The 21,914-nt window shown below is 63.6% G+C and carries 18 protein-coding genes; 7 read left to right on the top strand and 11 right to left on the bottom strand.

The window, feature by feature from the left end; genetic code table 11:
- Window positions 1-597: 597 nt before the first annotated feature.
- On the bottom strand, window positions 598-1,110 hold the full coding sequence (locus QJT78_RS26910) for a hypothetical protein (RefSeq protein WP_157790156.1): 513 nt from the start codon (window positions 1,108-1,110) through the stop codon (window positions 598-600).
- 172 nt (window positions 1,111-1,282) lie between these two features.
- Window positions 1,283-1,831 carry an SGNH/GDSL hydrolase family protein gene (locus tag QJT78_RS26905; protein WP_157790157.1) on the bottom strand — a complete coding sequence of 183 codons (549 nt, stop codon included), beginning with the start codon at window positions 1,829-1,831 and terminating at the stop codon, window positions 1,283-1,285.
- Between the two features lie 166 nt (window positions 1,832-1,997).
- Between QJT78_RS26905 and QJT78_RS26900 the strand changes: the two genes are divergently transcribed.
- Together QJT78_RS26900 and QJT78_RS26895 are read left to right on the top strand one after the other, a co-directional pair.
- Window positions 1,998-2,753 carry a hypothetical protein gene (locus tag QJT78_RS26900; protein ID WP_157790158.1) on the top strand — a complete coding sequence of 252 codons (756 nt, stop codon included), beginning with the start codon at window positions 1,998-2,000 and terminating at the stop codon, window positions 2,751-2,753.
- Window positions 2,650-3,501, top strand: coding sequence for a hypothetical protein (locus tag QJT78_RS26895; protein ID WP_157790159.1), 852 nt, complete (start codon window positions 2,650-2,652; stop codon window positions 3,499-3,501). Before QJT78_RS26900 ends, QJT78_RS26895 begins: the two co-directional genes overlap by 104 nt.
- Before the next feature lie 202 nt (window positions 3,502-3,703).
- Here the strand turns inward: QJT78_RS26895 and QJT78_RS26890 are convergent, their stop codons facing one another.
- Window positions 3,704-4,927 carry an AMP-binding protein gene (locus tag QJT78_RS26890; protein ID WP_028152017.1) on the bottom strand — a complete coding sequence of 408 codons (1,224 nt, stop codon included), beginning with the start codon at window positions 4,925-4,927 and terminating at the stop codon, window positions 3,704-3,706.
- 86 nt (window positions 4,928-5,013) lie between these two features.
- On the opposite strand from QJT78_RS26890, the gene QJT78_RS26885 reads away from it, so the two are divergent.
- Window positions 5,014-6,174, top strand: a complete 1,161-nt coding sequence (locus QJT78_RS26885; protein WP_028152016.1) for an AGE family epimerase/isomerase — start codon at window positions 5,014-5,016, stop codon at window positions 6,172-6,174.
- A 3-nt stretch (window positions 6,175-6,177) separates the two neighbouring features.
- On the opposite strand, the gene QJT78_RS26880 is transcribed toward QJT78_RS26885, so the two are convergent.
- The 6 genes from QJT78_RS26880 to QJT78_RS26855 all read right to left on the bottom strand — a co-directional run bounded on the left by QJT78_RS26880 (window position 6,178) and on the right by QJT78_RS26855 (window position 13,436).
- Window positions 6,178-7,017, bottom strand: a complete 840-nt coding sequence (locus tag QJT78_RS26880; protein ID WP_028152015.1) for an ABC transporter ATP-binding protein — start codon at window positions 7,015-7,017, stop codon at window positions 6,178-6,180.
- A gap of 145 nt (window positions 7,018-7,162) precedes the next feature.
- Window positions 7,163-8,446, bottom strand: a complete 1,284-nt coding sequence (locus tag QJT78_RS26875; RefSeq protein ID WP_028152014.1) for an ABC transporter substrate-binding protein — start codon at window positions 8,444-8,446, stop codon at window positions 7,163-7,165.
- 46 nt (window positions 8,447-8,492) lie between these two features.
- Window positions 8,493-9,566 (bottom strand): branched-chain amino acid ABC transporter permease, encoded by a 1,074-nt coding sequence (locus QJT78_RS26870; protein ID WP_028152013.1) that lies wholly within the window; start codon window positions 9,564-9,566, stop codon window positions 8,493-8,495.
- A gap of 3 nt (window positions 9,567-9,569) precedes the next feature.
- Complete coding sequence (locus QJT78_RS26865) at window positions 9,570-10,463, bottom strand: branched-chain amino acid ABC transporter permease (RefSeq protein ID WP_014493866.1); 894 nt, start codon at window positions 10,461-10,463, stop codon at window positions 9,570-9,572.
- Window positions 10,464-10,686: 223 nt separating this feature from the next.
- Entirely contained in the window at window positions 10,687-12,618 is a 1,932-nt protein-coding gene (locus QJT78_RS26860; RefSeq protein WP_028152012.1) for a long-chain fatty acid--CoA ligase, read from the bottom strand.
- Window positions 12,615-13,436: an ABC transporter ATP-binding protein gene (locus tag QJT78_RS26855; RefSeq protein ID WP_014493868.1), complete on the bottom strand. Its 822-nt coding sequence runs from the start codon at window positions 13,434-13,436 to the stop codon at window positions 12,615-12,617. Before QJT78_RS26855 ends, QJT78_RS26860 begins: the two co-directional genes overlap by 4 nt.
- Before the next feature lie 336 nt (window positions 13,437-13,772).
- On the opposite strand from QJT78_RS26855, the gene QJT78_RS26850 reads away from it, so the two are divergent.
- Window positions 13,773-14,447, top strand: coding sequence for a Crp/Fnr family transcriptional regulator (locus tag QJT78_RS26850; RefSeq protein ID WP_028152011.1), 675 nt, complete (start codon window positions 13,773-13,775; stop codon window positions 14,445-14,447).
- On the opposite strand, the gene QJT78_RS26845 is transcribed toward QJT78_RS26850, so the two are convergent.
- Complete coding sequence (locus tag QJT78_RS26845) at window positions 14,444-15,706, bottom strand: MFS transporter (protein WP_028152010.1); 1,263 nt, start codon at window positions 15,704-15,706, stop codon at window positions 14,444-14,446. The two genes, QJT78_RS26850 and QJT78_RS26845, sit on opposite strands and share 4 nt — an antisense overlap.
- Window positions 15,707-15,996: 290 nt before the next feature.
- On the opposite strand from QJT78_RS26845, the gene QJT78_RS26840 reads away from it, so the two are divergent.
- The gene (locus QJT78_RS26840) at window positions 15,997-19,317 is read left to right on the top strand and encodes an adenylate/guanylate cyclase domain-containing protein (RefSeq protein ID WP_028152009.1); all 3,321 of its coding nucleotides are present in this window, start codon (window positions 15,997-15,999) and stop codon (window positions 19,315-19,317) included.
- Between the two features lie 21 nt (window positions 19,318-19,338).
- Window positions 19,339-20,019: a redoxin family protein gene (locus QJT78_RS26835; RefSeq protein ID WP_028152008.1), complete on the top strand. Its 681-nt coding sequence runs from the start codon at window positions 19,339-19,341 to the stop codon at window positions 20,017-20,019.
- 17 nt (window positions 20,020-20,036) lie between these two features.
- Here QJT78_RS26835 and QJT78_RS26830 read toward each other — a convergent pair whose 3' ends face one another.
- Entirely contained in the window at window positions 20,037-20,876 is an 840-nt protein-coding gene (locus tag QJT78_RS26830) for a uroporphyrinogen-III synthase (RefSeq protein WP_028152007.1), read from the bottom strand.
- Window positions 20,877-21,049: 173 nt separating this feature from the next.
- On the opposite strand from QJT78_RS26830, the gene purU reads away from it, so the two are divergent.
- Window positions 21,050-21,913 (top strand): formyltetrahydrofolate deformylase, encoded by an 864-nt coding sequence (gene purU / locus QJT78_RS26825; protein WP_028152006.1) that lies wholly within the window; start codon window positions 21,050-21,052, stop codon window positions 21,911-21,913.
- The last annotated feature ends 1 nt before the right edge of the window (window position 21,914 follow it).

The raw sequence follows: 21,914 nt of genomic DNA, 5'->3' as shown, positions 1-21,914 counted from the left end.
GTAGTCTCGGTCATGGCGTATCGCTCTCCTCGAGAGGTTCTGGCAGGCTCGTCACCCGCCTCGATACGCCGCCTTCCTCACACCGTCATCACCCAGATTCCGCCATAGCTCGGCGCTGCAAATCTAATCCTTCAGATCAAATTGGAGTTGCAGCTCTGGATCTAGCGATCGAATTGGCCGGTAACGCGGCGAAGCCCTGATCTGGTTAGACCCGCGGGTTTACGCTGTGGCCGCCAACAGTCCTACGCGATCGTTCGTCAGGAAGTACTAAGTTCGTCGAAGGTAACGACGGCCGGTTCGCAGACGTGCAAACCGGCCCCTTTAATTCCCTCCTAAGAGGCGACCACCGTTGTGCCGCTAAGTTGTGGCGTCCACGCAGTTCATGATAGGGATTTCGGAGCCGGCCTCAATCCCGGAGACTGATGTGCAGATCAAGCTGCCCGAGACAGACCTCAAGTCAGTGCAAGGCCTTGGTAGCTTTGAGCTCAAAGACGAAGGCGGCAGACACGTCGGTCAATACTTCTTCGGAAAGGGTTACGGCCGGACCGTCTTCCTATTCGGGAAGTACAAGGGCACGTTCAAGACCCACGCTGAGTGTCAAGCTTTCATTGATGGCGTGACCGCTGTCATCGATGACAACCGCGGGTCGCGCAGCGAGGCGACTAGTTGACCTGAGCTGAGTGATTGGAAGCTTGCCGTCAGCCCCGCCCAAGCGGACGTTGCGCTGCCTAGCCTGAAAAGCGGCTCAAGGTTTTCCACCTCTGCTGGCGGCGTCACGACCATGTACTCGCAGGTCGGCAGTACGAGTGCGACCTGGACGACGGTCCTAAACACCCTGTACAGCCGCCCATTCGTATTCGGGTCGGTTGTCATCGAATAGATGATCCCGCTGGTGTGGTTCACAGAATCAACTTCCATGTACCTGTACCGGCCGCCTCCAATCATGACGACGTCTGACACTGAGGAGTGAGCCGGTCCTAGTCTAACGCCGTTCTCGTATACCTCTACTGTTGAGGGCTGCTCGCCATGCTCGCCGTCAACTTCAGACCATTCGGCAGCGACGCCGACGACATAGGCGTAGTTCGTGTGATGATCGAATGCCGCCCTCAAGATCAGAGGGTCTGAAGGGTCTCGCGCCAAGAAATAGGACGCGACGAAAGGCAGGCTTGAACACAAGATGAAAAGAACTGCGAAAGTCACCAAATAGACCCGGTCGTATCGGTGCGCGACCTGAACCTACCATCTCAACCCTTAATAGAGCAACCCAAGCCGCCTCGCCATTCTAGGTCTTGCCGGACGAACGTAGGATTTCGGCTACGATCGATTGAACCCAAAGCCTCGAAACAGAACGCGTTGGATGGGTGCCATCAACGGTCTGCCCGGTCGGCGGGTCGATAAACACAAGAGGAGCGTATAGTTTAAGAACAGACAACAGATTTTTCATATTCTGCTGTCTGTTCGGATTGGTCGTGTCGTTCGCGCCAATTGCTACGATGATAAGAGACGGTTTCGAACCTTCGAATATTTTGGAAGCCAGCGCGGCATAATCGGCAATTGTTGCGCCGCCTATGCCGGCGTTGATGAGTGGCCTACCATCCAGGTCGTTCGGAAAACTCGCCATCTCTGTGATGCTGTCGCCGACAATGACAATTGGGCGATCCGCATCTGCTAGGTGTGCCCGAATTACAGCCCGTCTAACGTCCTGATGATCGTGGAAAATATGCTGGGAGAGTACGCCGATTTTGGTCTGGAGCCGATGAAACTCCGAGAAATACGCGATAAGGGCGATCGATAGGATCGCAGACAATATCCAAGGGATGGCGCGCTTCATGAGCGTCATTCCTACCACCCAACCACTAATCGAACAACCCAAGCCGCCTTTCGGGCGGCTTTTTCTATGGAGTTTCCATGACTGAACCAGCCTCGATCCGCTACAAAAACCCCGGCGCAATGTGGGCAGTGCCCTCGCCATCAAGTGGGGGGCTGCAAAGAAGCCTGTGACCCTTAACGACGGCAAGGGGCAGGGCAACAATATCGCAGTGTTCCCGACTTATGTGCAGGGCATCTGCGCGCAAATGGATCTCTGGCGCACGTCGCCGAACTACCGGAACAAGCGCTTCGCGGATGCAATCGCAATCTGGTCCGGCCACAACTCGGTCGAAAGCTACATCAGTTTCGTGCTTCTCCGCACGCCCGGCATGACCCGCGGCAGCATTATGGATGATGCGTTTTGGTGCGGACCGCTCGCGATCCCATTCCTGAAAGCGCAGGCATGGCACGAGGCCGGCAAGCCGTACCCCAGCGTAGCCGATTCGACAGGTCCCGGCTCCGGGCCACTTGGAAGCCGGTTCGGAAAGGAAACGGATCGAAGAAGCCAGCAAAAGTCCCGGCCGCCAGCGATGGAGAGACGAGCGACAAACCGTTCCGCAAGCCCGGCTTTGGTCGGGATTCACTTTGGGCTCGCTAAAGATGTGGACATCGCGGCGGCGGAGCTGGACGTTTCTGCTGTATGGGAGAAAAGTCCCGCTTTCGATGATCGGCTCAGGAATGCCGCGCGGGCTCTCATAGCCTGTCCCGGTTCTTGTAGGAAGTTTTCAGACATCGGGAAGGGAGGAGCGTTCCGCGTTTATCAACACGGAGAATTGGCTCATGTCCCACGACCCGCCGCTCAGCAAACGCGCTGCCGGTTCACGAAAAGCTCTCACCGCGAAAACGCCGAACGCGATGAAGCACGGCGCCTTCTCATCAATTGATCTCCTGCCTTGGGAGAGTGCGGAAGAGTTTGCCGCGCTTCGTCGTGGGCTGTTCGAGAAATACAGCCCGGACGGTCCGCTCCAGGAAGATTGCATCGCAAGCATCGCTTCGCTGATGTGGCGCAAGCGTCGAGTTCAGAAGAAGCGTGAGCTCGATGTGGCCGCTGAGCTTGATCGCGCAGAGAACAGCATTCTTTGGAAGCACCCGCTGCCTCTCTGCGATGATCAGATGGAATTGACGAAACAACAGCTCGCGCACATGCGTGATGGCGACGGGACTAAACGCTGCATCCGAGTCTCCGAGGAATACGATGAGCTCGTCAGCTTTAGCTGTAGCCTCTATCGTGAGTTGGGACCCTCGATCTTTCGGATCAAAATTGGGGTCTTACCATCCGAATTTGCAGACCACTTGAACAAGACTTGCCCGGAGGAGAACTACGAGACTACCTCTCACTGGGTCGCTGCGGTTAAGAGGGAAGTTGATACGGTTTTGCTGCCCTTGGTGAGGAAGCGCTATCCCGCTCCAGTTTCCGACCGCTATTACGAAGCAGCCTTGAAAGTGATGAACGAGGAACGTCTCTTTTCAGACCTTGCTGCCGAAGAACGCATTGAGCGGAATGTCGATCAGCTCCTAGGACGATTCTTCAAATTGCAAATGGCGGACGAGGTGGCGGCGCATAGGAAGAATTCGTCCGCTCGGATGATTGAAGGATCATTCAGCTCCGGAAAAGCTGCTAATTCTGACTAACGTTGGCGGCAGAGTTGCAGTTGTTTCGCTTATCTTGGCAGCCGCAGATCGCGCTGCCATCCTAGATGCGTGTGTTGATACAACGTTCGCCAATCGCGAGTACTTCGGCAAATCGAGCAGCGTAAGGCATTGAAGTTGCGTCCATGATCTCAAGAGATCAAAATTAATGCAGGTCGAGTTCCGGTCTCTTCCAACCGTTGGCTCACCTCTCGTCTGCAATCACCTTGCCGTCGTTCGGCAGCGCGCCCGGGCTGACCAGCTCGACATTGCCGCCGAGTTTCGTTACCGCGCGCAACGTGCCTGCAATTTCCTCGCGCAGGGCGTCGCTCGCGGCCGCAGTTTCCGCGCGCAGCGTCATCGCATCGGCCTCGCCCTGGCGCATGACGACGAGGCGCAGGCGGCCAAGCGCGGCATGGCGCTTCCCGATCTCGGCGACCTGCTCCGGTCGGACGAACATGCCCTTGACCTTGGTGGTCTGGTCGGCGCGGCCCATCCAGCCCTTGATGCGCATGTTGGTGCGCCCGCATTTGCTTGGGCCGGGGAGCGCTGCCGTGAGATCGCCGAGCGCCAGACGGATCGAGGGATGGTGCGGATCGAGCGAGGTCACCACGATCTCGCCGACGTCGCCCGGCGCGACGGGATCGCCGGTGCCGGGTTTGACGATCTCCATGATCAGATCCTCGTTCACCACCATGCCCTCGCGCGCCTCGGTCTCGAAGGCGATGAGGCCGAGGTCGGCGGTGCCGAAGGCCTGGTAGGCGTCGATGCCGCGTGCCTTGATCTCGGCCTGGAGCGAGGGCGGGAAGGCCGCACCCGAGACCAGCGCGCGCTTGATCGATGAGACGTCGCGCCCCGAGCTTGCTGCGGCATCGAGCAATATCTTCAGAAAGTCCGGCGTGCCGCTGTAGCCGACCGGACGGTAGGCCTCGATCAGCTCGAATTGCTGCTCGGTATTGCCGGGGCCCGCCGGGATCACTGCGCAGCCGAGCGCGCGGGCCGAGGCATCGAAGATAAAGCCGCCGGGGGTGAGGTGGTAGCTGAAGGTGTTGAGCACGATGTCATTGGGGCGGAACCCGGCCGCGAACAGCGCCCGCGCACCGCGCCAGGGATCGGCCTGCCGCCCTTCAGGCTCGAAGATCGGACCGGGAGAGGTGAAGAGGCGGGCGAACGATCCCGGGGCTGCCGGCACGAAGCCGCCGAAGGGCGCTGAGGCCTTGTGCAGGGCGGGCAGCTCCGACTTGCGCAGCACCGGCAGGCCCGCCAGCGCCGCCCTGGAGGTCACGGCGGCCGGATCTATGCCCTTCAGCCGCTCGGCGTAGGCGGGTGCGGCCATTGCGCCGCGCAGCACGTTCGGCAGGCGGGAGAACAGCTCCGCCTCGCGCACGGCCGGTTCGCGCGTCTCGCGGGCGTCGTAATGGGCAGTCATGGCTGGTCTTTCCGGGTTGGCATCCGTTGCACGCCGCCGCCGGCATGGGTATCAGACGGCCAGTGTCGAGGCGTGGAGAGGACGCGATGGCGGACGAAGGCATCATTGTGGCGGACGAGGCGGCGGACGTCGTCGCGCGCCTGAAGCGCCGCATGATCGACGAGGCGCTGCCGCTGTGGTCGTCCGTCGGCTGGGACGATGCGGCAGGCGGTTTCGTCGACCGGCTGCACCGTGACGGCACGGCCGATGCGGCCGCACCGCGGCGCGTGCTCGTGCAGGCGCGCCAGATCTATTGTTACGCCAAGGCGGCGCAGATGGGCTGGTACCCTGGGGGGCGCGCCGTCGCGCTGAAGGGGCTGGAGCATCTGCTCAGCAAAGCGAAGGCGCCAGACGGCCGGCCTGGCTACGTGCACCGGCTGACGCCGGACGGCGCCGTGCTGGACGGCCGACGCGATGCTTACGACCACGCCTTCATCCTGTTTGCGCTCGCGGCCGTCTACGGGCTCGACCAGGATGCGCAAATTCGCGCCGAGATCGACGCGCTGCTCGCCTTCCTCGACAGCCATCTGCGCTCGCCGCATGGCGGCGTGCATGAAGGCCTGCCGGTCTCGCTGCCGCGCCGGCAGAACCCGCACATGCATCTGTTCGAGGCGATGATCGCGTGCTTCGATGCGACCCACGATCTGTCGTTCCAGAACCGCGCCGGCGAGTTCTTCGCGCTGTTCCTCGCCAATCTCTACGACAAGCAGAAGCGGATCCTGACGGAGTATTTCGAGGAGGACTGGTCCAAGATCGAGCCGGTCAGCGTCGAGCCCGGCCATCAGGCGGAGTGGGTCTGGCTGCTGAAAGGGTTTGAACGCATCACGGGTTGCCCGACCGGACAGCGTCGCGCCGAGCTGCTCGCCACCGCGCTGCGCTATCGCGACGAGGCCACGGGGTGTCTGGTCGACGAGGGCGATGCCAGCGGCAACATCCGTCGCAGCACGCGCCGGCTGTGGCCGCAGACCGAGATGGCGAAGGCGTGGATCGCGCAGGCCGAGTCCGGCGAGTCCGGCGAGGCCGGCGCGGCCGATGAGGCGCGCGCGGCGCTGGTGCGGCTCGAACGCCATTATCTCAGCCATCCCGTGAAGGGCGGCTGGTACGATCAGTTCGATCGCGACGGCAAATCGCTGGTCGACACCATTCCTGCGTCGTCGTTCTATCATGTTCTCTGCGCAGTCACGGAAGCGGAGCAGGTGCTGAGCTGAGTTTCACAGCCACCGTTTGCGCCGTTTGAAACTCTTTAGGTTCTTGAAGCTCTTGCGCTGATCGCCGGCGCCGCCGAGGTAGAACTCCTTGACGTCCTCGTTGTCGCGCAGTTCGTCCGCGGTGCCGTCGAGCACCACCTTGCCCTGTTCCATGATGTAGCCGTGGCTCGCCACCGACAGCGCGGCGCGGGCGTTCTGCTCGACCAGCAGGATGGTGACGCCGAGGTCGCGGTTGATCTTCTGGATAATCGAGAACACCTCTTTCACCAGCAGCGGCGACAGGCCCATCGAGGGCTCGTCCATCAAGATCATCTTCGGGCGCGCCATCAGAGCGCGGCCGATCGCAAGCATCTGCTGCTCGCCGCCTGAGAGATAACCGGCAAGGCCGGTGCGCTCCTTCAGGCGCGGGAAATAGTTGAAGACCATGTCGAGATCGGCATCGACCTCGCGATCCCTGCGGGTGAAGGCGCCGAGCTTGAGGTTTTCGAGCGACGTCATGTCGGCGACGATGCGCCGGCCCTCCATCACCTGGAAGATGCCGCGACGCACGATCTTGTCGGGATCGATGCCGGCGATAGCGGAGCCCTCGAACAGGATCTCGCCGCGTGTGACCTCGCCGTCCTCGGTCTTGAGCAGCCCCGAGATCGCCTTCAGCGTCGTCGACTTGCCGGCGCCGTTGGCCCCCAACAACGCCACGATCGCGCCCTTGGGCACGTCGAGGCTGAGGCCTCGCAGCACCAGGATGACGTCGTCATAGACGACCTCGATGTTGCGGACGGCGAGGAGGGGCGGCGCGGGCACGACGCTGGGGGAGGGACGCTCGATGTGAGCCGGTTCACTCATGGTCAGTTACTCTCTCGGTGTCGTCGCCCGCGAAGGCGGGTGACCCAGTATTCCAGAGACGCTCGACGTTCCCCGAGAGGCCGCGGCGTACTGGATCCCCCGCTTTCGCGGGGGATGACCGTTGTGCCTTGGGTGAGCGCCGGGCTCACCACCCCAACAATTCCGGCTTGCGCGGCAGCTCGACGGTCTTGACCTTCTCGAGCTTGATCGTGCCCTTGGCCATGAGATCATTGAGGTCGCCGTCGGTCGCACCCGCGATCTTGGTGCGATAGAGGTCGACCTTCAGCGTGCCGCGGTGGTCCTTGTCGGTCCAGGTCGAGGCATTGCAGACGCCGTCCATTCCGGCCGGCACCCAGTCCTTCTTCTGGTAGAAGCCCTTGGCGACGTTCTCGCCGGTCGCCCCGCCGTTCTTGGCAGCCCAGTCGAGCGCCTCCCTCATGTAGAGCGCCGAGCAGACCGCCGCGATGTAATGCACGGGCCGGTAGACCTTGCCGGTGGGGTCGGACATCTTGGAGATCTCCATCACCGTCTTCATGCCGGGCGCATCGCCGCCCCAGCTCACTGCGGTGCGCAGCGGGAAGATCACGCCGTTGGCGGCATCGCCGGCGGTCTTGGCGGCGTTCTCGTCCATGCCCCAGACATTGCCGAGGAACTGAATCTCGACGCCGGCGGTCTTGCAAGCCTTCAGGACGGAGATGTTGGAAGCCGCGGTGTTGCCGAGATAGGCGTAGTTGGCACCCGAGGATTTCAGGCTCAGGCACTGCGCGCTGTAGTCACCCGGTGTGAGCGCGAACACCAGCGGCGGCAGCACCTCGAAGCCGAGCTCCTGCGCCATGGCTTCGCCTGCGGCCTTCGGCGCGTTCGGATAGGGGTGGTTGGCGCCCATGTGCACGAACTTCGGCTTGCCGGGCTTGCCCTTGGCCTTCCAGTCCTCGGCCGCCCACATCAGCATCGCGCGCAGCGAGTCCGAATAGCTCGGGCCGTAGAAGAAATTATAAGGCGCAGGCTTGGCCTTGCCGCTGACGCCCTCGGGATCGGTGAGGGCTGCGGCATAGGAGCCGGAGAGGTCGGGAATCTTGTCCTGGGCGAGGAAGCCGGTCAGCGCTTCGGTGTCTGCGGTGCCCCAGCCCATGATCGCGGCGACCTTGGAGTCCGGCGCCGACCATTTCTTGTAGAGCGCGATCGCGCGCGGCACCTGGTAGCCGTAGTCGTTGGTATCGACGTTGAGCTGCTTGCCGCCGACGCCGCCGTTCTTGTTGACCCAGGCGAAGGTGTCGGCGACGGCCTGGCCGTAGGGCGTGCCGACGTCGGAGGTGCCGCCGGAATAATCGGCGAGATGGCCGATCGCGATCTGCGCCTGCGCGCCGGCCGAGAATGCGGCGATCGCCAGCGCGAGCGATGCGGTGCTCAAAAGGGATTTTGTCTTCATTGGTTGCCTCCTCCTGTTTTTTCGTTGGTTAGAAAGTTGCCCGTGCTCAATGCGAGAACGGGTAGAGTTTCCAGTACGCCTTGATCTGTCGCCAGCGATGCGCGAGCCCGTCCGGCTCGAACATCAGGAACGCGATGATGATCACTCCGATCGCGATCTCGCGCAGGAAGGTGATGTTGGTGTTGAGGGACAGCGCCTTGTCGATCGCGCCGCCCTTCAGGTAGAGGCTGATGAATTCCATCGTCTCAGGCAGCAGCACCACGAAGGCCGTGCCCATCAGCGTGCCCATGATCGAACCGGTGCCGCCGATGATGATCATGGCGAGGAACAGGATCGAGCGCTCGATGCCGAAACCCTCCTGCGAGACCACGAGCTGGTAATGCGCATAGAGCGCGCCGGCGATGCCGGCGAAGAAGGCGGCCAGCCCAAACGACAGCGTGCGGTATTTGGTGAGGTTGATGCCCATGATCTCGGCAGAGAGATAATGGTCGCGGATCGCCACCAGCGCGCGGCCGTCGCGTGTGCGCATCAGATTGGTGACGAGGACGTAGCTAGCGACCACATAGGCCAGCACGACATAGAAATATTGCCTGTCGCCGCGCAGCGTGAAGCCGAAGATCGAGAACGGATTGGCGCTGGCCGGCACCGAGCCGCCGGTGAACCACTCCGCGCGAGAGAAGAAGTCGAGCAGGATATATTGCGCCGCCAACGTTGCGATGACGAGGTAGAGCCCCTTCAGTCGCGCCGCCGGGATGCCGAAGATCAGCCCGACCAGCGCGGTGACGACGCCCGCGAGCGGGATCGCGAAGAACACCGGGATCGGCGCGTTGTTGGAGATGTAGGCCGAGGTGAAGGCGCCGAGCAGGAAAAAGGCGGCATGGCCGATCGAGATCTGGCCGGTGAAGCCGACCAGGATGTTGAGGCCGAGCGCTGCGATCGAGAAGATGCCGATCTGGATCAGGATGCTGAGCCAGTACCCGCCAAGGAGTTGCGGCACGAGGCAGAGCAACAGCACGCCGATGATCGCAAAGTTGCGGCTGGTCATGGTCGGGAAGATCGTGGTGTCCGCCGCGTAGGAGGTGCGGAAATCACCAGCAGGGATGAGGGCAGGGCCGGCCATGGATCAGATCCGCTCGATGTCGTGAGTGCCGAACAGGCCGTAGGGCTTGATCATCAGCACGATGATGAGGACGTAGAACGGTGCGATCTCGTAGAGATTGCCCCAGTGCAGATACTCGCTGTCGACATATTGCGCGATGTTCTCGAGCAAGCCGATGATGATGCCGCCAAGCACGGCGCCGCCGACGGAATCGAGCCCGCCGAGGATCGCCGCCGGGAACACCTTGATGCCGTAGGCCGCAAGTCCCGAAGACACGCCGTTGACGACGGCGACCACCACGCCTGCGACCGCCGACACTGTCGCGGAGATCGCCCAGGCCATCGCGAACACGCTCTTGACGGAGATGCCGAGCGATTGCGCGACCTGCTGGTTGAACGCGGTGGCGCGCATGGCGAGGCCGTACTTGGAGGCGCGGAAGAACCAGGCCATGCCGATCATCATCGCGACCGAGACCACGAGGCTCATGACATAGACGGTCTGGATCTGAAGCCCGAGCAGGCTGACCGACTGACTCTCGAACACGCGCGGGAACGGTTGCGGATTGACGCCGAACATCCATTTCAGCGTGGCCTGGAGCACGGTCGAGAGGCCGATTGTCACCATGATCACCGAGATGATGGGTTCGCCGATCATTGGTCTCAGGATCAGGACCTGGATCGCGATGCCGAATACGAACATGAACACCAGCGTCATCGGCATGCCGATCCAGAACGGCACCTGGTACTTCGCAAGCAGCGCCCAGCACACCCAGGCGCCGACCAGCAGCAGCTCGCCTTGCGCGAAGTTGACGACCTGCGTCGCCTTGTAGATCAGCACGAACGACATCGCGACCACGCCATAGAGCGTGCCGACCACGAGGCCGTTGACCAGGAGCTGGATGAGGAAGGCGGTGTTCATGTCGATGCCCGCGCAAAATGCAGAAGCGATGACGGTGCACCCTCTCCCCTTGTGGGAGAGGGTGGCTTCGTGAAGCGAAGCCGGGTGAGGGGTTCTCTCGGCAGCGACGGTGCTGAGAGGGGACCCCTCACCCGGGCGAGGGTGTGGCCAGCGGCGGAGATGCCCTCTCCCACAAGGGGAGAGGGCGCATCGGCTGGCAGCGCGGTCTCGGTTCGAAGCAGGCTCACTCCGCGGCCTCCGCCATATGCCCATGCCCGCCGAGATCCACCACGCGCAGCGTCGTTCGCACGCGCTGCGTGGTGCCGTCCTGGAAGCGGATCACGGTGTCGACGGGGATGTCGGCATCACCGCGGTAGATCGCGTTGATGATACCCTCGTACTTCTCGTTGATGACGCTGCGGCGCACCTTTCGGGTGCGGGTGAGCTCGCCGTCGTCGGCGTCCAGCTCCTTGTAGAGCAGCAGGAAGCGCGAGATGCGCTGCGCCGGCGGCAATGTGGCGTTGACGGTCTCGACTTCCTTCTTGAGCAGCGCATAGACCTCGGGCCGCGAGGCGAGGTCGCTGTAGGTCGTGAACGAGAGCCGGCTCTTCTCCGCCCATTTCGAGATGATGGAGTAACGGATGCAGATCATCGCCGCGAGCGCGTCGCGGCCGGCCCCCAGCACCACGGCCTCCGCGATATAGGGCGAGAACTTCAGCTTGTTCTCGATGAACTGGGGCGAGAAGCGCTCGCCGCGCGAGGTCTCGGCGAGGTCCTTGATGCGGTCGATGACGACGAGCTGGCGGTTCGCGTTGAAGTAGCCGGCGTCACCGGACAGCATCCAGCCGTCCTTGATGTCGGCGACGCTCGCCTCGGGGTTCTTGTAATAGCCGAGGAACATGTTGGGATGCCGCACCACGATCTCGCCGACGCCGTGGACGTCGGCATTGTCGATGCGGATCTCGACGCTGTCGGCCATCGGCACGCCCGTCGTGTCGGGGTCGACCTTGCCCTCGGGATGCAGCGTGTAGGCCCCCAACAGTTCGGTCTGGCCGTAGAGCGTGCGCAGCGGCACGCCCATGGCCTGGAAGAACTTGAAGGTATCAGGGCCGAGTGCCGCGCCGCCGGTCGCGGCCGAACGCAGGCGGGTAAAGCCGAGGCGGTCGCGGAGCGCGCGGAACAGGATTGCGTCGGCAAGGTTCGAACGTTTGCCGTCCGCGAGCGCGGCGAGGCCGCTTTTCATGCCGATGTCGAACAGGCGCTGCTTGAAAGGCGTCGCGTCCATCACCTTGGCGCGGACGTCGGCGGCGATGGATTCCCAGACGCGCGGCGCAAACAGCACGAACGTCGGCGCGATTTCGCGCAGATCGTTCATCATCGTATCAGGCTCTTCGACGAAGTTGATCTTCATCCGGCACAAGAGGCCTTTGCCGAGCACATAGACCTGCTCCATGATCCACGGTAGCGGCAGCACGGAGACATATTCGTCGTCCGGCCCTTTTGGATCGAAGGCGAGATAGGTCGCGCAATGGCCGAGCACGCGGCCGGCGGCGAGCATGGCGAGCTTCGGGTGCGAGGTGGTGCCCGACGTTGTGCAGAGAATCGCGACATCCTCGCCCTTGGTGGCATCGACGAGGCGGTCGTAGAGCTCCGGCTCACGCGTGGCGCGGCCGCGGCCGAGCTCGGCGAACGCTTCCGCCGACATCAGTCTGGGATCGTCATATTTCCGCATGCCACGCGGATCGGAATAGATGATGTGCTTCAGCCGCGGTACCCGCTCGGCAAGCGCGAGCAGCTTGTCGACCTGCTCTTCGTCCTCGGCGAAAACGACCTGCGCCTCGCCATAGTTGAGGAGGTAGGAGGCTTCCTCGTCCAGCACGTCGCGATAGAGCCCAAGGCTCAAGCCGCCGATGGCGTGGGTCGCCACTTCCGCCGCGACCCAGTCCGGCCGGTTGTCGCCGATAATGCCGATGACGTCCTCGCGCCCCACGCCCAATTCGACGAGGCCGAGCGCAAAGTCGCGTGCGCGGATGTGGTAGTCATTCCAGGTGAAGACGCGCCAGAGCCCGAGATCCTTTTCGCGCAACGCGATCTCGTTGCCGTGCTCCCTGGCATTGAGCCGCAGCATCTTCGGATAGGTGTCGGCCTGCGCGACGCGGCCCGCGTAATCCATCATGCCGCACTCTCCTGCGCTGGCGGAGCATCGTCCGGATCGACCAGCACCTCGTCCTCCTCGCCGAGATAGGCGCGCCTGACGTGGGGATCGGCGAGCACGGCGGCGGGATCGCCCTCGGCGATCTTGCGGCCGAAATCCAGCACCATGACGCGGTGGGAGATGTCCATCACCACGCCCATGTCGTGCTCGATCATCACCACCGTCATCCCGAACTCCTCGTTGAGGTCGACGATGTAGCGGGCCATGTCCTCCTTCTCCTCGAAGTTCATGCCGGCCATCGGCTCGTCGAGGAGAATGAGGCGCGGCTCCAGCGCCATGGCACGGGCGAGCTCGACGCGTTTGCGCAGGCCGTAGGAGAGGGTGCCGGCTTGCGCCTTTCGCACCGACTGGAGATCGAGGAAGTCGATGATCTCCTCAACCTTGCGGCGGTGCTCGAGTTCCTCCTTGCGCGCGCCGGTGAGCCAGTACAGCGATCCCGTGAGGAAATTGTTCTTCAGGAGGTGATGGCGCCCGACCATGATGTTGTCGAGCACGCTCATGTGGTGGAACAGGGCCAGATTCTGGAAGGTGCGGCCGATGCCGAGCGTGGGGCGCGCGTTCGGCGTCAGCCCTGTGATGTCGCGGCCGCGGTAGAACAGCTGGCCCTCGGTCGGCTTGTAGCGACCGGAAATACAATTCACGATCGAGGTCTTGCCGGCGCCGTTGGGGCCGATGATCGAGAACAGCTCGCCGTCATTGATGGCAAAGCTGACATCGGTCAGCGCACGGACGCCGCCGAATCGCAAGGACACGCCGCGCACTTCGAGACTAGTAGCCACCAAACAAATCCCTCCCGGTGATGGCGCGTTCAGCGGCGCTCTTCGTCCGTTCCTGTCGGGCGATCCTAGTACGGCCGTGCCGGTGAGGCCATGCAGCTATTGGTCTCGACCGGCGCCGCGCCACTCTTGCTCCCGATCGGGATCAAAAGCCGCATCGCCCAAGGTGGTCCTCAATAGGGGAAAGCGCTATTTTGAAATGTCTCCCGCCTGACAATTCTGCGACAAAGTTTTTCAGGCGGGAGTGGCCTTCATCTTTCGTCGGATGGTGGTCGAAGCGATCGTGTTGCAGTGCAGCAGAGAGATTGGGTGGCGAACGGTGCGGCTGGCTTCGGCATCATGATTTCAGAGGATCAACTGAAGCGGGTCGCCGCCTGGTCGCGCGAGCTCACGGACGCGGAGATCGAGGTCGCCCGCACCGGGATCACGGAACGGTCCTACCGCACCGGTGAGACCGTGTTCATGCGCGGCGATACGTTCAGCTATTGGGCGGGCATGGTGAGCGGCCTGGCACGGATGGGCGGGGTCTCGCGCGACGGCAAGGAGACGAGCCTTGCGGGGCTGACGGCCGGGGCCTGGTTCGGCGAGGGCAGCGTGCTCAAGAACGAGCCGCGCCGCTACGACGTGGTCGCGCTGCGCGACAGCCGCGTCGCGCTGATGGAACGCAGCGCCTTCATGTGGCTGTTCGAGAACAGCGTCGGCTTCAACCGCTTCCTGGTGCGTCAGCTCAACGAGCGGCTCGGCCAGTTCATCGGCATGCTTGAGGTCAACCGCACGCTGGATGCCACCGCACGCCTCGCACGCAGCATCGCCTCGCTGTTCAATCCGATCCTCTATCCCGAGTCGACCGCGCATCTGGAAATCACCCAGGAGGAGATCGGGGCGCTCTCGGGCATGTCACGGCAGAACGCCAACCGCGCGCTGAACCGGCTGGAGAAGGAGGGGCTGCTGCGGCTCGAATATGGCGGCGTCACCATTTTGGATGTCGAGCGGCTGCGCGGCTACGGGGACTAGCGCGCGTTTGCCGGCGCGTGGACCGGCCAGAGGTCGGCGCGCCAGCGGATCGCGATCGCCAGCATCGCGATGAAGCCTGCGGCGGCGTAGAGCGAGCCCGTCGCGGAATAGCCGATGATGTCGATCAGGCTGCCGGCCGCGAGCAATCCGAGCGGCAGGCCGTAGATCACCATCATGCGCACGCCCATGACGCGGCCGCGCAGGTGTGCGCTCGCCGTCCGCATCAGGATCACGGCAGCTGAGATCATCGACATGCTCTGGGCGATGCCGGCGAGAACGAGGCAGGCCATCGCCACCGGCATGGTCCTGATCTCGACGAACACCAGCAGCATGGCGTACCAGGCCAGCGTCGCGCCGATGAGAAGCCGGGCAATGCGCAGTCCGCTGACTAGGCTGAGCGTGATGGAGCCGATCAGCGAGCCCACGGCGAAGCTCGCCGAGAGATAGCCGAGGCCGGTCTGGTCGGTATGAAAGATGTCCCGCGCGATGTAGGGCAATAGTCCGCCGGTGAAAGGAAAGGCGGTGAGATTGGCCAGGAAGGCGACGCACAGCGCCGCGCGCATTCCCGGGCCGTTCCAGGCATAGACGATCCCTTCCTTGAGGTCGCCCAGCAATCGCGAGACCGCGTGGCTGTTCGCCGGAAGATCGCTCGTCGTGATGGTCCTTTTCGGCCGGGTCAGGCAGAGCATGAGAAGTGCGGCCGCGAGATACAGACAGGCGATCGCCACATAAACGAGGCCGATGCCGAGGACGGCGAACAGACCTGCGCCCGTCAGCGCTCCGGCGATGCGGGCGCTGTCCTGGGTCGTGCGCGCAACGCTGATGGCGCCCACCAGTTGCTCGGCCGGCATGATCTCGGCAAGCAGCGCGCCGCGGACGCCGAGATCGGAGGGGCGGATCAGGCCCATGAGCGCGACGATGATCATCACGCTCAGCGGCGACAAATGACCGGTCAGTGCCAGAACCATGATGGTCGACGAGAGCGCCGTATAGGCAAGGCGCATCACGACCAGGAGATCGCGATGGCCCATCCGGTCGCCGATCATGCCGAGCACCGGCGCGACCAGGGTCCCGACGAACTGCAGCGACGCAAGCACGGTGAGCAGCAGCACGGAGCCCGTCTCGACCATGATGTACCAGCCGAGCACCAGCGTCTCCACTTCGAACGCCCACGAGGTGAGCAGATCGGACGGCCACTGGAAGCGATAATTGCGGATGCGGAATGGCGCGAGTGCGGAAGGTCGTGCGGATGTGCTCAAGATGCGATGACGGGTTTCACGGCGATTCCCCCTTATTCTTGTTCTTCTGTTGGCAGGGTAGCCCCGGCCATGCCTCTGTCAATTGGCGCTACCGCATGCCGCCATGCTTGCCGACGATTTGCGGTGCGCCAGTGCGCCCGCAGCATCGCTTCGTCGCCTAGCCGATACGGTGAGGTTGACCAACCGCCGCTTGCTCTTGCCGTGCGACGAGCCCATGCTTGCCAGGTTCCTGGGCCCATCCGGCAGGTCCAGGAGCGCGCGCCATCGCGGCTTCCGCGAGGTCCTGACCCATGAACTGCTCTTGCTGTGGTTTCGAGGTCCAGAGCGGCTTTGCCTTCTGCCCGAAGTGCGGCACGAAGCAACCGAACGCGTGCCCCGGCTGCGGCTTTCCATGCGCGCCGGATTTCGCCTATTGCCCGAAATGCGGTGCCTTCGTCGCTGAGGTCCCCACAGGCGGGCAGGCATCGGCGCGGACGAGCCCGACGACGCTTCCGATCCGGTCATCCTCTCCGCCGCTCGTGCCGACGGAGGAGGCTCAAGCCGCATTTCGACCTCCGTCAGACAAGATCGACAGCGAGGCGAACCGCCGCACCATCACCGTGCTGTTTGCCGACCTCAGCGGCTTCACTGCGATGAGCGAGCGGCTCGACCCCGAGGTCATGCAGACGCTTCAAAACGAATTGTTCGAGGAGTTGACGGCCGCGGTGCAAAGCTTTGGCGGCTTCGTGGACAAATTCATCGGCGATGCGCTGCTGGCTCTGTTTGGTGCGCCGGCGGCGCACGAGGACGACCCGGAGCGGGCGGTGCGCGCTGCCCTCGACATGATCGGCCGGACGGCGCGCCTCAGCGAACGCGCGGAGGCGTATGCCGGTTCACCGCTGCTGCTCCATGTCGGCATCAACACCGGGCACGTCGTCGCGGGCGGGCTCGGTGCGGGTGTTTCCAAATCCTATTCGGTGACCGGCGACACGGTGAATACCGCCCAGCGGCTACAGTCGATGGCGGCTCCGGGCGAGGTGCTGGTCGGGCCGTTGACCCACCGTCTGACGCGGCATGCGTTCTCCTATGACTCGCTTGGCGAGGTCTCGCTGAAGGGCAAGATGGGCAGCGTGCTGGTCCACCGTCTGAAGGAGCCGCTCGACACGCCCCGTGCGGCGCGCGGTCTCGACACGCTGGGCCTCAATGCGCCGTTGATCGGGCGCGACGTCGAGCTTGCGCGCCTGATCGGCAGCCTTGATCGCGCGTGCGGCGGCGCGGCTCAACTGGTGCGGCTGGTCGGTGAAGCCGGCATCGGGAAAACGCGCCTGGTCAGCGAATTCGTCGCGCGCATCCGCGACCAGGATCGATTCGCCGGCGTGGCGATCCGGCACGCGGCGTGCTCGCCGCTTGGCGAACAATCCTACGGCACTCTCGCCGCCGTGCTGCGCAGCGCCTATGGCATTGCGCAGAAGGCGGGCGCCGCAGAGGCGGAGGCAAAGGTCGCCGAAGCGCTGTCGGAGCTTGGCCTCGCGACCGACGAGGCCGACCGCCTGATGCCCCTCTATCTGCACGTCCTCGGCCTCGGCGACCCCAACGCCGCGCTCAGGCATGTCGAGCCCGAACAGCTCCGCCGGCAGATATTCTTCGCGATTCGCACCGTCTTCGAACGCCGCCTGGCACTGTCGCCGCTGCTGATCATCGTCGAGGATCTGCATTGGGCCGATGCGGTGTCGCTTGAAGCGTTGCGGTTCCTGATGGACCGACTGGAGCGGACGCGGCTGATGCTGCTGTTTACGCATCGGCCGATGCTGGAACTGGACCAGTTCGGCTCGAGCAGGATCAGTCACACAACCCTCCGGCTGCCCCCGCTTGGCGACGCCGACGGACAAAGGCTGCTCGCGGCCTATTTCAGTCACGGTTGGCGTGAACCGCCGGGAGCTCTGTTCGGTCGAATCCTCGATCGCGCCGGCGGCAATCCGCTTTTCCTCGAGGAGATCATACGCGGCCTGATCGAAGCCGGCACCCTGGAGCGCGACGGCGCGCAGTGGCGGATGAAATCGGATGAAGCCGCCGCCGATATTCCGGCAAGCATTCAGGCGTTGTTGCTGGCGCGTCTCGACCGGTTGCCGCATCAGGTGCGCCGCCTGGCACAGGAAGCCGCCGTGATCGGCCCGCGGTTTGATGCGGCTGCTCTCGGTGCGGCGGCAACCGAGCCGGCAAGGCTTGAAGCAGGGCTCGAGCTTCTGTGCGACGCGGAGATCATCGAGGAGATCGCGGGCGCGAACTCGATTTCGCTGCGGACCTACCGCTTCACGCAAACCATGCTTCAGGACGTGATCTATCAAAACCTGCTTCTGCAGCGCCGGATCGAGCTTCATGGACGGATTGGCGGGGCGCTCGAAAGGCTCTATGGCAACGAGCCCGAGCGCCTCGAAGATCTCATCCTGCTCGGACATCACTTCAGTCTGAGCGCGAGCAAGCCGAAAGGCGCGCGCTATCTGCGCGCAGCCGGCGATCGCGCACGCGCCAGCTATGCCAATGACGATGCCATCCGTCTCTACCAACAGGCCCTCGCCGTGCTGTTGACCGGCGGCGAACGGGAGCCGGAACGTCTGGTCCTGTACGAGCGGATTGCGGACCTCTGTGCCGCGGCTGGCCGCCGGAACACGGCCGAGGAGCACTATCAGAGCGCGTTGGAGGGGCACCGCGCCATCCAGGACCGGATCGGCGAAGCGCGAATTCTTCGCAGGCTTGGCCGATTGCTGTGGGACGCCGGCAAGCGGATCAAGGCAGAGACGCATTACGCCGAGGCGGCCAACCTGCTTGGAGGGACCGACGCGCCCATCGAGTGGGCGCATCTCCTGCAGGAGCGCGGCCGTCTCGCGTTTCGGACCGGCGATCACGTCGCCGCCGCAAGATGGGCAGACGAGGCGCTCGGCTATGCACGGTCCGTACCGGCGGACGCGGACGAGCAGGCCGGTCTCGAGGCGGCACGTGCCATTGCGGAGGCCCTCAACACCAAGGGCGTTGCGCTGGCGCGGCTTGGACGACACGAGGAGGCGGTGCGCGAGGTGGAGCAAAGCGTTGCAGCCGCCGAAGCGGCCGGCCTCCTCAACGTAGCCTGCCGCGGCTACACCAATCTCGGTGTGCTCTACACGATCGTCGACCCGGCGAAAGCCGTGGAGGTCTGCCGGCGTGGACTCGATGTCGCGCGTCGGATCGGGGATCTTGGCTTCCAGGCGCGTCTTCTCGCCAATTTTGCCGTTGCCTGTTGCACCTTCACGGACAGATGTACCGAGGAAGGGGTACCGGCTGCCGAGAAGGCGATCGAAATCGACCGTGCGCTCGATCAGCGCGAGCATCTCTCCGTACCCTTGATCGTGCTCGGGCAAATCCATCAATGCCACTTCCGCCCCGATCTGGCCGCCCTCTGCTACAATGAGGCAATCGAGGTGGCGAACGAAACCGGCGAACCCCAGCAGCTCTTTCCATGCTATGATGGTCTCGCCACGCTGAGCCTTGATCGAGGCGACATGTCCGAGGCCGACCGATATTTCGCGCTGGCGCATGATGTCTGCGCTCGCCACGGTCTCGATCCCGCCGGGCTGATCGTACTGCCGTTTCTTGACTAGGTCATATGAAGGAGTTCAACCATGTCAGGACTTCATGTCGACGGACCGCTTCAACCGGGCGATCGCGCGCCGAACATCGTGCTGGACGCCATCACACGCGATGGAACGATCGCGCTGCAGGATTTTCGCGGGCACAGCCCGATATTGATCGGCTTGTTTCGCGGGCTGCACTGCCCGTTCTGTCGGCGACATATCGCGGCACAGGCGCAACTTGACGCAGCCCTGCGCGACAAGGGCGTCGAAAGTCTCACGGTCGTGAATACGCCCATTGAGCGCGCGCGGCTCTACTTCCGCTATCATCCATTGCCCAATCTGCTCGCCGCGTCCGACCCCGAGCGGGTCTCGCACCGCGCGTTCGGTCTGCCCACTATCGAGTTTACGGAGAACGAAACCGAGTGGCCGCGCAAGGTGGGTATGGACGTCGTCAAGAGCATGCAGGTGGATGTGCCCGGCGAAACGTCGGGGTCGATGAATCGGTTGGCGGCTGCCGAGTACCTCAACAACAAGGACGGTTACGAGATGATGGAGGCCGATCAGCGCATGGCGGCAACCGGCCAGGGCCAGCTGTTCGGCCAGTTCCTGCTCGATCGCGAGGGGATCGTGCGCTGGACCTTTACCGAGGTTCCTGAAGGCGGCCATCGCATGTTCGGGGCTCCGAGCCCGCAGGAGTTGATGTCGGCCGCATCGCAGGTGGCAAGCTAGGCATCGGCGCCTGGTGACTAACCCGCCACCTTCGGCCGCTTCTCGGCGAGCGCCGCCGCCATCGCCGAGATCAGCGGGCGCATGAAATAGTGGTCTTCCGCCGGCGCGATGTCCGTGCGCAGGCCATGCGCGGCGAGCTCTCCCGACACCGCAGGACCCACCGACGCAATCAGCGTCCGCTCCAACCCTGCGCGCAACTTCGCCTCACTGCCATGTGCCTTCGCGGCTTCCACGAGGCGGCGGACCTGGCCAAGATTGGTCAGCGCGATGGAATCGATCCGCCCCTCGGTCATGTCGTCGATGGCGGCGACGATGTTGGCATCCGCTGCCTTGGAATCGTAGGCATAAGGCAGCACGGTATCGACATCGGCGCCTTGCGCGGCAAGTGCGCCGGTCAGTGCGCTGTGGTCCTTGTCCGGATAAAGCTGAAGGCCGACGCGTCGCCCCTTCAGATCGAGCCTGCCCAGCATTTCGATCACGCCCTCGGTGGTCGGCTTCTCCGTGTTCTGCTGCGCATCGAGGGAGATCTCGCGCAACGCCTTGCCGGGCTTCGGGCCGCGGGTGAATTTTCGCGATTTGGCGAGGGCTGCGACCAGAGCCTGGTCGAGACCACGGGTCCGCGCGAGCTTCATGATCCGCCGCAGGCCTTCGCCCGTCATCAGCACGAGGTCGTCAAGGGGCTGGTCGATGGCGCGGCGAATCCAGGCCTCGACCGGGGCGGGATCGGGCGCGTCGTGAATGGTGAACATCGGGCACTGCACGACGTCGGCACCTTGCTCGGCCAGAAGCTTTGAAAACTGGGCCTCCTCGCGCGTCTCCAGGATCAGGATGCGGTAGCCGTTCAAGCGGTCGGCCATGGGTGTGCTCCGGCGGTAAATTGCAATGGTCCGTTCATCCTGACTCCGCGCTTTATGCTGACGCAAGTCTTGCGATCAAGTCTTGGGATTGGCGCGAGGGCGGGGTCGGTGATAGAGCAGGGCGCAAATCGCGGATCGTTCCGCAGTCGCTGCCCAAACCTTCATCAAGAGCCATGCCTGATCATCAATATGTCCTGACCCTGTCCTGTCCGGATCGTCCCGGCATCGTCTCGGCGGTGTCGACCTTTCTGGCCCACAACGGACAGAACATTCTCGATGCCCAGCAGTTCGACGACGTCGAGACCAAGAAGTTCTTCATGCGCGTGGTGTTCACCGCGGCCGATCTCGCCGTGGAGCTGTCGGCGCTCCAGACCGGGTTTGCCGCGATCGCGGAGCGTTTCGGCATGGAGTGGCAGATGCGTGACCGTGCAGCGCATCGCAAGGTGATGCTGCTGGTGTCGAAGTCCGACCATTGCCTGGTCGACATCCTCTATCGCTGGCGCACCGGCGAGCTGCCGATGGTCCCGACCGCAATCGTCTCCAACCATCCGCGCGAGGTCTATGCCGGGCTCGATTTCGGCGGCATCCCGTTCCACCATCTGCCTGTCACCAAGGAGACCAAGCGCGAGCAGGAGGCGCAGATCCTCGATCTCGTCGCCGAGACCGGCACCGATCTCGTCGTGCTCGCGCGCTACATGCAGATCCTGTCGGATGATCTGTCTGCCAAGCTTTCCGGCCGCTGCATCAACATCCACCACTCGTTCCTGCCGGGCTTCAAGGGCGCAAAGCCCTATCACCAGGCCCATGAGCGCGGCGTCAAGCTGATCGGTGCGACCGCCCATTACGTCACGCGCGACCTCGACGAAGGTCCGATCGTCGATCAGGACGTCGAGCGCATCAGCCACCGCGACACCCCGGAGGATCTCGTCCGCAAGGGCCGCGATATCGAGCGGCGCGTGCTGGCCCGCGCGATCCGCTACCACCTCGACGACCGCGTCATCCTCAACGGCCGCAAGACCGTGGTGTTTATGGATTAGC

Source organism: Bradyrhizobium sp. Mp27 (assembly GCF_029953005.1).
Classification (GTDB): domain Bacteria; phylum Pseudomonadota; class Alphaproteobacteria; order Rhizobiales; family Xanthobacteraceae; genus Bradyrhizobium; species Bradyrhizobium barranii.
The sequence above is the reverse complement of the archived record's forward strand: the minus strand, read 5'-3'. Positions and strand labels throughout refer to the sequence as shown.

Excerpts from the sequence above, each read along its gene's own strand:
- QJT78_RS26905 (WP_157790157.1), bottom strand. The coding sequence starts at position 1,831 with ATGAAGCGCGCCATCCCTTGGATATTGTCTGCGATCCTATCGATCGCC.
- QJT78_RS26895 (WP_157790159.1), top strand. The coding sequence starts at position 2,650 with ATGTCCCACGACCCGCCGCTCAGCAAACGCGCTGCCGGTTCACGAAAA.
- QJT78_RS26890 (WP_028152017.1), bottom strand. The coding sequence starts at position 4,927 with ATGACTGCCCATTACGACGCCCGCGAGACGCGCGAACCGGCCGTGCGC.
- QJT78_RS26885 (WP_028152016.1), top strand. The coding sequence starts at position 5,014 with ATGGCGGACGAAGGCATCATTGTGGCGGACGAGGCGGCGGACGTCGTC.
- QJT78_RS26880 (WP_028152015.1), bottom strand. The coding sequence starts at position 7,017 with ATGAGTGAACCGGCTCACATCGAGCGTCCCTCCCCCAGCGTCGTGCCC.
- QJT78_RS26875 (WP_028152014.1), bottom strand. The coding sequence starts at position 8,446 with ATGAAGACAAAATCCCTTTTGAGCACCGCATCGCTCGCGCTGGCGATC.
- QJT78_RS26870 (WP_028152013.1), bottom strand. The coding sequence starts at position 9,566 with ATGGCCGGCCCTGCCCTCATCCCTGCTGGTGATTTCCGCACCTCCTAC.
- QJT78_RS26865 (WP_014493866.1), bottom strand. The coding sequence starts at position 10,463 with ATGAACACCGCCTTCCTCATCCAGCTCCTGGTCAACGGCCTCGTGGTC.
- QJT78_RS26860 (WP_028152012.1), bottom strand. The coding sequence starts at position 12,618 with ATGATGGATTACGCGGGCCGCGTCGCGCAGGCCGACACCTATCCGAAG.
- QJT78_RS26850 (WP_028152011.1), top strand. The coding sequence starts at position 13,773 with ATGATTTCAGAGGATCAACTGAAGCGGGTCGCCGCCTGGTCGCGCGAG.
- QJT78_RS26840 (WP_028152009.1), top strand. The coding sequence starts at position 15,997 with ATGAACTGCTCTTGCTGTGGTTTCGAGGTCCAGAGCGGCTTTGCCTTC.
- QJT78_RS26835 (WP_028152008.1), top strand. The coding sequence starts at position 19,339 with ATGTCAGGACTTCATGTCGACGGACCGCTTCAACCGGGCGATCGCGCG.
- QJT78_RS26830 (WP_028152007.1), bottom strand. The coding sequence starts at position 20,876 with ATGGCCGACCGCTTGAACGGCTACCGCATCCTGATCCTGGAGACGCGC.
- purU (WP_028152006.1), top strand. The coding sequence starts at position 21,050 with ATGCCTGATCATCAATATGTCCTGACCCTGTCCTGTCCGGATCGTCCC.